Source organism: Amycolatopsis sp. NPDC051371, assembly GCF_040682155.1.
GTDB lineage: Bacteria > Actinomycetota > Actinomycetes > Mycobacteriales > Pseudonocardiaceae > Amycolatopsis.
In genome coordinates, this window is sequence record NZ_JBFBAG010000017.1 from 178212 (window position 1) to 187495 (window position 9284).

At 71.0% G+C, this 9284-nt stretch carries 9 protein-coding genes; 7 read left to right on the top strand and 2 right to left on the bottom strand.

All coding sequences use genetic code 11. From position 1 onward, the window contains the following. The first annotated feature begins 37 nt into the window (after nt 1-37). On the top strand, nt 38-556 hold the full coding sequence (locus tag AB0M59_RS22270) for a SigE family RNA polymerase sigma factor (protein ID WP_364617772.1): 519 nt from the start codon (nt 38-40) through the stop codon (nt 554-556). Beyond that, on the top strand, nt 553-1263 hold the full coding sequence (locus AB0M59_RS22275) for a hypothetical protein (protein ID WP_364617774.1): 711 nt from the start codon (nt 553-555) through the stop codon (nt 1261-1263). Before AB0M59_RS22270 ends, AB0M59_RS22275 begins: the two co-directional genes overlap by 4 nt. On the opposite strand, the gene AB0M59_RS22280 is transcribed toward AB0M59_RS22275, so the two are convergent. Continuing rightward, on the bottom strand, nt 1256-1894 hold the full coding sequence (locus AB0M59_RS22280) for an HAD family phosphatase (RefSeq protein WP_364617776.1): 639 nt from the start codon (nt 1892-1894) through the stop codon (nt 1256-1258). The two genes, AB0M59_RS22275 and AB0M59_RS22280, sit on opposite strands and share 8 nt — an antisense overlap. A gap of 66 nt (nt 1895-1960) precedes the next feature. Between AB0M59_RS22280 and AB0M59_RS22285 the strand changes: the two genes are divergently transcribed. The 5 genes from AB0M59_RS22285 to AB0M59_RS22305 all read left to right on the top strand — a co-directional run bounded on the left by AB0M59_RS22285 (nt 1961) and on the right by AB0M59_RS22305 (nt 8165). After that, nucleotides 1961-2419 (top strand): MarR family transcriptional regulator, encoded by a 459-nt coding sequence (locus AB0M59_RS22285; RefSeq protein WP_360665334.1) that lies wholly within the window; start codon nt 1961-1963, stop codon nt 2417-2419. Beyond that, complete coding sequence (locus tag AB0M59_RS22290) at nt 2409-3626, top strand: MFS transporter (RefSeq protein ID WP_364617778.1); 1218 nt, start codon at nt 2409-2411, stop codon at nt 3624-3626. Before AB0M59_RS22285 ends, AB0M59_RS22290 begins: the two co-directional genes overlap by 11 nt. Before the next feature lie 109 nt (nt 3627-3735). Next, nucleotides 3736-5793, top strand: a complete 2058-nt coding sequence (locus AB0M59_RS22295) for a PhoX family phosphatase (protein WP_364617780.1) — start codon at nt 3736-3738, stop codon at nt 5791-5793. 87 nt (nt 5794-5880) lie between these two features. Beyond that, on the top strand, nt 5881-7491 hold the full coding sequence (locus tag AB0M59_RS22300) for an SdrD B-like domain-containing protein (protein ID WP_364617782.1): 1611 nt from the start codon (nt 5881-5883) through the stop codon (nt 7489-7491). Then, entirely contained in the window at nt 7488-8165 is a 678-nt protein-coding gene (locus AB0M59_RS22305; protein ID WP_364617784.1) for an SDR family oxidoreductase, read from the top strand. Before AB0M59_RS22300 ends, AB0M59_RS22305 begins: the two co-directional genes overlap by 4 nt. Nucleotides 8166-8288: 123 nt before the next feature. Here AB0M59_RS22305 and AB0M59_RS22310 read toward each other — a convergent pair. Further along, a partial coding sequence (locus AB0M59_RS22310) for an amidohydrolase family protein (RefSeq protein WP_364617786.1) occupies nt 8289-9284 on the bottom strand: 996 nt, incomplete at its 5' end.

Below are 9284 nucleotides of genomic sequence, written 5' to 3' on the forward strand. Positions count from 1 at the left end.
GGGGCGGGGTGGGCGTTGGCGGGGTGTGAGTGCGAGCGTGGGCGAGAGCGCGCCGGGGGATCTGGGCGCGCCGACGTTCCACGACCTGTTCCGGGAGTACTTCGCCCAGATGACCCGGCTGGCCCACCTGCTCGGCGCGGACGACGCGGAGAACGTCGCGCAGGAGGCCTTCGTCAAGGTCCACCAGCGCTGGGACTCCCTGTCCGACCACACGCGCGTCGCGGGCTACCTCCGCACGACCGTGGTGAACATGTCCCGGTCGCGCACGCGGCACCTGCGGGTCGTCCGGCGCACGCCGCAGGACCGACCGCCGGACGAGCTGTCGGCCGAGGTCAGGGCGGTGGCCAACTGGGAGCACGAACAGCTGCGCGGGGTGCTGGGGAAGCTGTCCCGCCGGCAACGCGAGGTGCTGGTGCTTCGCTATTGGCTGGACTTGAGCACTGCGGGCATCGCGGAGACGTTGGGGATCTCACCGGGCACGGTCAAGGCGACCACGCACCACGCGATGGAGAATCTGCGCAAGCACCTGGGGGACGAACCGGGAGGTGAGCGATGACCGACCTCGAACGCAAGCTGGCCGAGACGCTGCGTGAGCAGGCGGGCAAGGTCACGCCCAACCTCGACGCGGCTTGGGTGGAGCAACAGCGCCGGCAGCGCCGGCCCCGGCGGCGGCGCCTGACCGTAGTGGTCGCCCCGCTGGCCGCGGTGCTGGTGGTGCTGACGAGTGTGCTGCTGGCCACCCGGGTGAGCACGGCGCCCGCCCCGGTCGCGCCCGCGAAGCCGGGGCAAGACCTGGTGCTCGCCAAGCCGGCGTACCAGCCGTTCGACCACATGCTCACCCGAGGTGACAAGGCGCTACTCACGGAGTTCGCCGGCCAGACCGACAGATGGCAGGCGTGGGCCTACACCGGCAAGGCGCCGAATGGTCCCGACCGGGAGTTGTTCTGTGTCGCGGCGATCCCCGTGGGCGAGGACCTCACCTCGACCGCTCCGCAGTACGGGACGATGTCCCCGCAGTGCATGGCGCTCCTCCCGGATGGCGGCAAAACCGTCCTGGCCGGATACGTCGGCGAGACCGGTGGGCCGTTACCCCCCGGCAAGGCGGTCTACCTGCTCTCATCGACGATGGAGCATCTGCGGCTTTACAACGCGCGGGGTGACCTGAGTCAAGGCACGCTCGTCGACCGGGTGGCTTCTTCGTACCAGGTGTTCCTGGCCGATGTCGTTCCCGGCTCGCCGCCCGTGCGCGCCGAAGTCAGCTGAGCCCGAGCGCCCCCGGCAAGTCGGTGATCTTCTCCACCACCGCCGCGGCCTGCTTCAGCACCTCCGGGTCCGGCGGGAAGTGCGGGTTCGGCACCGCGTAAACCGCCATCCCCGCCGCCAAAGCCGACCGAAGCCCGTTGGTCGTGTCCTCCACGGCCGCACACAGCTCGGGCGCCACTCCCAGCAACTCGGCCGCCCGCAGGTACACATCCGGCGCCGGCTTCCCCGCTCCGACCTGCTCCGACGACACCGCCGCCCCCACCGGCAACCCCGTCACGTCGAGAAATCCCTTGATCAGGATCACCGGGGACGAGCTGGCGATCGCCACCGGCCACCGCGCCGACACCTGCCGCACGACCTCGACCGCGCCAGGGATCAACGGCGGTTCCTTCGCATACCGCGCGGCCATCCGCTTGACCACCAAAGTCGCGATCTCCGGCGGCGAAAGCCGCGCCCCCAGCTCCTCGACCAGGTAACGAGCCCACTCCGGTGTGCTCATCCCCTGCTGGGCGCGGGTCGCCTCGTCGCGCCACGTGCCGCCGTGCTCGGCGACCACCGCGCGGCGCACCTCGTCCCAGATCCGCTCCGAGTCCACCAGTACGCCGTCGAGGTCGAAGATCACCGCGTCCATCCCCCGAGCCTAGCCTGTGAGCCGAGTTACTTAGCTACCCTTACTAATTTTTGTTAGCATAGCTAAGTGACTTCCGCGATCGCCGATCTCGCCCACCGGCTCCGGCCGCTGGTCTTCCGGCTCTACCACCAGGTGCGCCGCCAGACCCCGCAGCTGACGCTGACCCTCACGCAGGGTTCGGTGCTGAGCGAGCTCGTCAACGGCGGGCCGCGGCGGATGAGTGCGCTGGCCGAGTTCGAGCGGGTCAAGCTGCCGTCGATGACCGACGTCGTCAGCCGCCTCGAACGCCTCGGCCTGGCCACCCGCACGCCGGACCCCGCCGACCGGCGGGCGGTGCTCGTGGACGTCACCGACGAGGGTCGTCGCTTCTACGCCGAGATGGTCGCAGCCCGCGAAGAGTTCCTTCGCGAGCGACTGATCGCGATGGACGACGCCGACCGCGCTGCGATCGAGGCCGCCCTCCCGGCCCTCGCCAAGTTGCTCGTTGACACCAAGAAGGAGGAACTGATCAGCGATGAGCGCTGAACACCACTCGAGCCTGCTGGACGCCGTCAAGGGCCAGCCCAAGCAGGTGTGGATCACCGCGTTCGCCGCGGTCATCGCCTTCATGGGGATCGGGCTGGTCGACCCGATCCTGCTCTCCATCGCCAAGGGCCTGGACGCGACGCCGTCGCAGGTCACGCTGCTCTTCTCGTCGTACCTCGGCGTCCAGGTCATCGCGATGCTGGTCACCGGCGCGGCGAGCGCCAAGTTCGGCCCCAAGCGCACCGTCCTCGTCGGGCTGACGCTGATCGTCGCCGCCACCGCCCTGTGTTCGGCCGCCGGCTCGATCGAACAGCTCGTCGGGCTGCGCGCGGTGTGGGGCCTCGGCAACGCGTTCTTCATCGCGACGGCGCTTTCGGTGATCGTCGGCGCGGCGACCGGCGGCCAGTCCGGCGCGATCCTGCTCTACGAAGCCGCTCTCGGCGTCGGCCTTTCGGTGGGCCCGCTGCTGGGCGCGCTGCTCGGCAGCATCTCGTGGCGCGGCCCGTTCCTCGGCACCGCGGTCCTGATGGCGGGCGCGCTCGTGCTGTGCGCGGTGTTCCTCAAGAGCGACAAGCACGAGAAGCGCGATCCGATCAAGCTGCTCGACCCGATCCGCGCGCTGAAGCACACCGGTCTGCTGCGCACTTCCGTCGCGTCGGCGCTGTACACCGCCGCGTTCTTCGCGGTGCTGGCCTGGTCGCCGTTCGTCCTCGGCTGGAGCGCCATCGCCGTCGGACTGATCTTCTGCGGCTGGGGCCTGTGCGTCGCCGTCGCCGGGGTCGCCCTCGCGCCGCGGCTGGCCGCCAAGCTCGGTGAGCGGCACGCCGCCGCGGCCGCCGTCTTCGGCTACGCCGTGCTGATGCTGGTCCTGGCCGTGCCGAGCAAGCCGGTACTGGTCGTCGGCATCATCGTCTCCGGGCTGGTGTCCGGACTGCTGAACACGCTGTTCACCGGCACCGCGATGTCGATCAGCGACGCGCCGCGCCCGGTCGCCAGCGCGGGTTACAACTTCTGCCGCTGGCTGGGTGGCGCCGTCGCCGCGACGCTCGTCGGGCACGTCGCCGAGTGGTTCGGCTCGCCGCAGGCGCCGTTCGTCGCTTCGGCCGTGCTGTGCGTGATCGCGGGCGGTCTGCTCTCGCTGCGGGAGCGCAAGACCGACCCGCACACGGTGCCGAAGGAAGCGGCGCTCGTCGGCGAAGAGTTCTGACGAGGCCGTTCGGAGTAGCAGTACACCCGCCGTTCACCTGTATGTCGGGAATGGCTGGTTTGGGAGGCTTACGGTCGGTTCGTTCCCGAACTCCCACCATGGAGGCCTCGTGCCCGACCGTCTGCTCCCGCTGTTCCCCGCCCACCCCGGCGGCCGCTCCCCGATCACCTGCGAATACCGCTGCGGCAACGCCTGTGCCCACCCCGAGCCGAACGAGTCCGGGAACGAGTACTTCGGCGACGTCGTGAAGGACATCTCCCGCCGCGGGGCCTTCAAGGCCGGCGCCGTGATGGCCGCCGCCGCGGGCGGGTTCGCGGCGCTCTCGGGGACCGCCGCCGCTTCGCCCGCGCAGAAGCCGGGCCCGCGTCCGGTGCCCGGCACCGACTTCGACCCGGTCCCGCCGAACAAGCTCGACGCGGTCACCGTCCCCGACGGCTACGCGCAGCGCCTGGTCATCCGCTGGGGCGATCCCGTGCTGCCGGGCGCGCCGAAGTTCGACTACACCAAGCAAACGGCGGCTGCGCAGGCGAAGCAGTTCGGCTACAACAACGACTTCGTCGGCCTGATCCCGCAGGACCCGCTGGGCCTGACCAACCTGCTCGTCGTGAACCACGAGTACACCGCCGAGGTGCACCTGTTCCCGGCCGACCAGTACGACCCGGCGAACCCCACCGAGGAGCAGGTGAAGATCGCCTGGGCGGCGCACGGGCTGTCCGTGCTGCTGACCCGCCGTGACCCCGTCCACGGCGGCCTCGAGGTCGTGCCCAGCCGGTACGGCCGCCGCATCACGCTCGACACGGTCTTCGAGGTCCGCGGCCCGGCCGCCGGTTCGAAGTACCTGAAGACGTCGGCCGACCCGAGCGGGCGCAAGGTCCGCGGCACGCAGAACAACTGCTCCGGTGGCGTGACGCCGTGGGGCACGGTGCTTTCCGGCGAGGAGAACATCCACCAGTACTTCGCCAACTCCGAGAAGATCACCGATCCGGTCGAGGCCGCGCGGCTGAAGCGGTACGCCATCGGCACCGGCGCCAGCACCCGCAAGTGGGAGCGGTTCGACAAGCGCTGGGACGTCGCGCGGGAGCCGAACGAGCCGAACCGGTTCGGCTGGGTCGTCGAGATCGACCCGAACGACCCGACGTCGACGCCGATCAAGCACACCGCGCTCGGCCGTCTCAAGCACGAGGGCTCGAACATCAAGATCACCGCGGACGGCCGCGTCGCCGCCTACACCGGGGACGACGAGCGGTTCGAGTACATCTACAAGTTCGTCTCCAAGGGCAAGTACAAGCCGGGCAAGAGCGCCCACGCGCGCCGGCACAATTCGGCGCTGCTCGACGACGGCACGCTGTACGTCGCCCGCTTCACCGGCGACAGCCCGGGCGAGATCGACGGCACCGGCAAGCTCCCGGCCGACGGCGAGTTCGACGGCGCCGGCGAGTGGATCCCGCTGGCGAGCGGCACCAAGTCCTTTGTGGACGGCTTCACCGCGGAAGAGGTCTACGTCTTCACGCGGCAGGCCGCCGACAAGGTCGCCGCCACGAAGATGGACCGGCCCGAGGACATCGAGCCGAACCCGGTCAACGGCCGGATCTACGCGGCGCTGACCAACAACTCCGACCGCAGCGCGGCGGGCAAAGCCGGCGTCGACGAGGTCAACCCGCGCGTGGCCAACAAGAACGGGCAGATCCTGGAGTGGGAGGAGGCCCGCGGCGACGCGGCGTCGACGAAGTTCTCCTGGCGGCTGCTGCTCGTCTGCGGTGACCCAGCGGCGGCCGACACCTACTACGGCGGCTTCGACAAGAGCAAGGTCAGCCCGATCTCCTGCCCGGACAACGTCACCTTCGACCGCCACGGCAACCTGTGGATCTCCACCGACGGCAACGCGCTCGGCTCGAACGACGGCCTGTTCTCGGTGCCGGTGACCGGGCCGGAACGCGGGCACGTCAAGCAGTTCCTCTCGGTGCCGGTCGGCGCCGAGACGTGCGGGCCGGTCGTCACCGACCACCTGGTGCTCGTCGCGGTCCAGCACCCCGGCGAGAACGCCGCGAGCTCGGCGAACCCGACGTCGCACTGGCCCGACGGCGGCACCGCGCAGCCGCGGCCGTCACTTGTTTCGGTGTGGAAGAAGGGCCGCTTCGGGCTGCCCGGCCGCATCGGCGAACGCTGACGCACCAGGCCCGCACCGGCCGAGGTTCACTCTTAAGTGGATGGTTCTCGACCGGTGCGGGCCCGGGCACCGCGCCATAGTCGAAGCATGGTCCGTTCGGCGCGCGTGGTGGCAGTGACGGTGGTGGCGCTGTCCGCGGTGGTGGTGCCCTCGGCGACCGCGGACCCCGCGCCCGCGTGCGGCGGGATCGCGGCGAACCCGAGCGTCGAGGAGACGGCGCGCAACGGCGCTCCGGACAGCTACGTCTTCACCCCGGCCGCGCCGGTCCCGCCCGGCACCCCGGCAGCGAAGGCGCCGAGGTTGCTCACCGAGCAGGCCTTCGCCGTCGACGGGCAGCGCTCGGCGGTGATCCAGACGCCGGACGGCAGGGCCAGCACCGCCTATTCGACCGAGAAGTTCGTCCCCGGCGGCGTGTACACGCTCAGCGTGTCGACCGGCTCGTACGTGCCGGGCGCGGGGCCGGCGACGGGCCTGCGCTTCTTCGACGTGAACGGCGCCCAGGTGCAGGAGACCAAGCTGGTCGCCGGCCACGACGCCGGCGACGGCCGCCTCGCGAAGCAGGACTTTCCCGCGGCGACCGCCCCGGCGAAGGCGGCGGCGGTGAAGTTCTTCGCCACGACGAGCGCCGAACGGCTGCGCTGGGACTGCGTCGACCTGCAGCTCGCGGCGTACTCGGTGAAGAAGGAAGTGCAGAACCCGGCGACCGGCGCGTGGGGCCCGTTCGCGACGGTCACCGCGGGCGAGACCGCGCACTACCGCGTCACGGTGACGAACGAAGGCACGCAGGACCTCACCGGCGTCACCGTCCAGGACCCGTGGTGCAGCGGGACGTTCGAGCCGTTCGCGCTGGCCGGGGGCGCGACCAAGCAGCTGACCTGCGACCACCCGAACCTGACGGTCGCCGACACCGGGCACGTCAACACGGCCAAGGCGACGGGTGTGAAGTACGAGGGCGGCACGCTGGGTGACAAGACGGCGTCGGCGACGATCACCGTCCAGCCGCCGCCCGCGATCGCGAAGATCGGCGACTTCGTCTGGAACGACCGCAACCGCGACGGAATCCAGGACCCGGACGAGCCGGGCGTCGCGGGCGTCAAGGTGACGCTGAAGGACGGCGCCGGCGGCACGGTCGGCACCGCGACCACCGACGACAAGGGCAAGTACGGCTTCGAGAAGCTGAAGGACGGCACCTACCAGGTGTGCTTCGCCGTTCCTGCGGAGTTCACGGTGACCCGCGAAGACGCGGCGGCCGACGACCGCGACTCCGACGCCGGCCCGGACGGCTGCACGGCACCGCGCACCCTCGGCGGCTCGGAGCGCGAGGACTTCACCGTGGACCTGGGGCTGGCCCCGCCGACGAACCGGATCGGCGACTTCGCCTGGGTGGACACCGACGGCAACGGCCTGCAGGACGCCGGCGAGCCGGGGTTGGCCGGGGTGAAGGTGACGCTGAACAACGGCACGAGCGTCGTCACCGGCCCTGATGGTGCTTACGCCTTCACCGGTCTCGAAGACGGTAGCTACCAGGTGTGCTTCACGGCCGAGGGCAAGCACCTGACGCCGAAGGACGCGGGCGACGACGCGAAGGACTCGGACGCGGACCCGGCGACGGGGTGCGCGGAACCGCGTTCGCTGGGCAAGGACAAGCGCGACGACCAGACGGTGGACGCCGGGTTCGCCACTACGGTGGGGGCATGACGGATCTTCCCCTCGCCCTCGTCACCGGTGCCTCGCGCGGGATCGGCGCGGCGGTCGCCCACCAGCTGGCCCCGACCCACCGCCTCCTCCTCGGCGGCCGGGACGCGGCCGCGCTCGACGCGCTGGCGAAGGAGCTTCCGGGCGCGAAGGCATGGCCGGTCGAGCTGACCGACCCGGCTTCGCTCGAACGCGCTGTCGCGGGGATCGGCTCGCTGGACGTCCTGGTCCACTCGGCCGGCGTCGCGAAACTCGGCCGCATCGAGGATGCGGATGCCGCCGCCTGGCGTGACAACTTCGAGGTCAACACGCTGGCCGTGGTCGAGCTGACCCGCCTGCTGCTGCCCGCGTTGCGCGCGGCCCGCGGGCACGTGGTCGTGATCAACTCGGGCGCCGGGTTGAACGCCCGCCCTGGCTGGTCGCCTTACGCCGCCAGCAAGTTCGCCGTCCGCGCGTTCGCCGACGCCCTGCGCGAGGAGGAGCCCGAGATCCGCGTGACGTCGGTCTACCCCGGCCGCACGGACACGGAGATGCAGCAGGAGATCTTCAAGGGCGAAGGCCGCGACTACGACACGTCACACCTGCTGAAGGCGGACTCGGTGGCGACCGCGGTGGTGACGGCGGTCTCGGCCACCCCGGACGCCCACCAGACGGAGGTCATCCTCCGCCCACGCTGACCAGGCCGGCCCCCGCCCTTCCCTGGGGGGCGTGCCCATGCCCAGTTTACCGGCGGTGGCGGACAGAACCGGCTCGCCGAGGCTTGCGGCCCGGAGTTGTCCACATCCGCACGAGCCTGTGGATCAAGCCCGCAGCCGGGCGGCGGTCTCGGCCACCCCAGCCTGGACCTTCGCCCGATCGACGCGAAGCGACTCGCCGTCGGCGACGACCTGTTCGCCCGCGACCCACACGTCCCGGACCCGCCGCGACCCGGCCGCCCAGACGAGGTTCGACAGCAGTTGCACGTCCGGCACGTCCACGCCGCACGCGAACGCCGGGTCGTCCAGGTCGATGTGCACCAGGTCGGCCCACCGGCCCGGCTCCAGCGCGCCGATGTCGTCGCGGCCCAGAGCCGAAGCGCCGCCGAGGGTGGCCAGCAGGAACACGTCCGCCGCGGTCAGGATCGTCGAGTCGCCCGTGGCCAGCCGGGCGAACATCGCCGAAAGCTGCAGCTCTTCCCACAGGTCGATGTCGTCGTTGGACGCCGGGCCGTCGGTCCCGAGGCCGACCGCCACGCCGGCCGCACGCAAGTCCGCAACACGCGCGATGCCCGAAGCGAGCTTCGCGTTCGAGCCCGGGCAGTGCGCCATCCCGACGCCGTGCGCCGCGAACAACGCGATGTCCGCGTCCGACAGGTGGATCGCGTGCGCCGCGAGCACCCGGCCGTCGAGCATGCCCAGCTTCTGCAGCAAAGCGGGCACCGAGCCGTGCACCTCACGGACCGCAAGATCCTCGGCAGCCGCCTCGGCGACGTGGATCTGCACCAGCGCACCGCGCGAAGCAGCGGACTCGGCCGTCGCGCGCAGACCCTCTTCGGAGAGCATGTACGCCGAGTGCGGGCCGTAACCCAGCTCGATGCGCTCACCCGGGCCGAAGCGGAGGCCGTCGGTGTCGATCCAGCGCTCGATCGCGGCCAGCTGTGCGCGCCAGTCGAGACCCGGCAGTTCCATCACCGGCGGCGCGACCAGCACGCGCCCGCCCGTAGTGAGGACCGCGTCGACCAGCTGCTCGCCTTCGAAGTACATCTCGGCGCTGGTCGTGACGCCGTGGCGCAGCATCTCGACCGAGCCCAGCAGCAT

What these genes read in the sequence shown, in the direction of transcription:
- AB0M59_RS22275 (WP_364617774.1), top strand. Translation starts at nt 553, where the DNA reads ATGACCGACCTCGAACGCAAGCTGGCCGAGACGCTGCGTGAGCAGGCG.
- AB0M59_RS22280 (WP_364617776.1), bottom strand. Translation starts at nt 1,894, where the DNA reads ATGGACGCGGTGATCTTCGACCTCGACGGCGTACTGGTGGACTCGGAG.
- AB0M59_RS22290 (WP_364617778.1), top strand. Translation starts at nt 2,409, where the DNA reads ATGAGCGCTGAACACCACTCGAGCCTGCTGGACGCCGTCAAGGGCCAG.
- AB0M59_RS22300 (WP_364617782.1), top strand. Translation starts at nt 5,881, where the DNA reads ATGGTCCGTTCGGCGCGCGTGGTGGCAGTGACGGTGGTGGCGCTGTCC.
- AB0M59_RS22305 (WP_364617784.1), top strand. Translation starts at nt 7,488, where the DNA reads ATGACGGATCTTCCCCTCGCCCTCGTCACCGGTGCCTCGCGCGGGATC.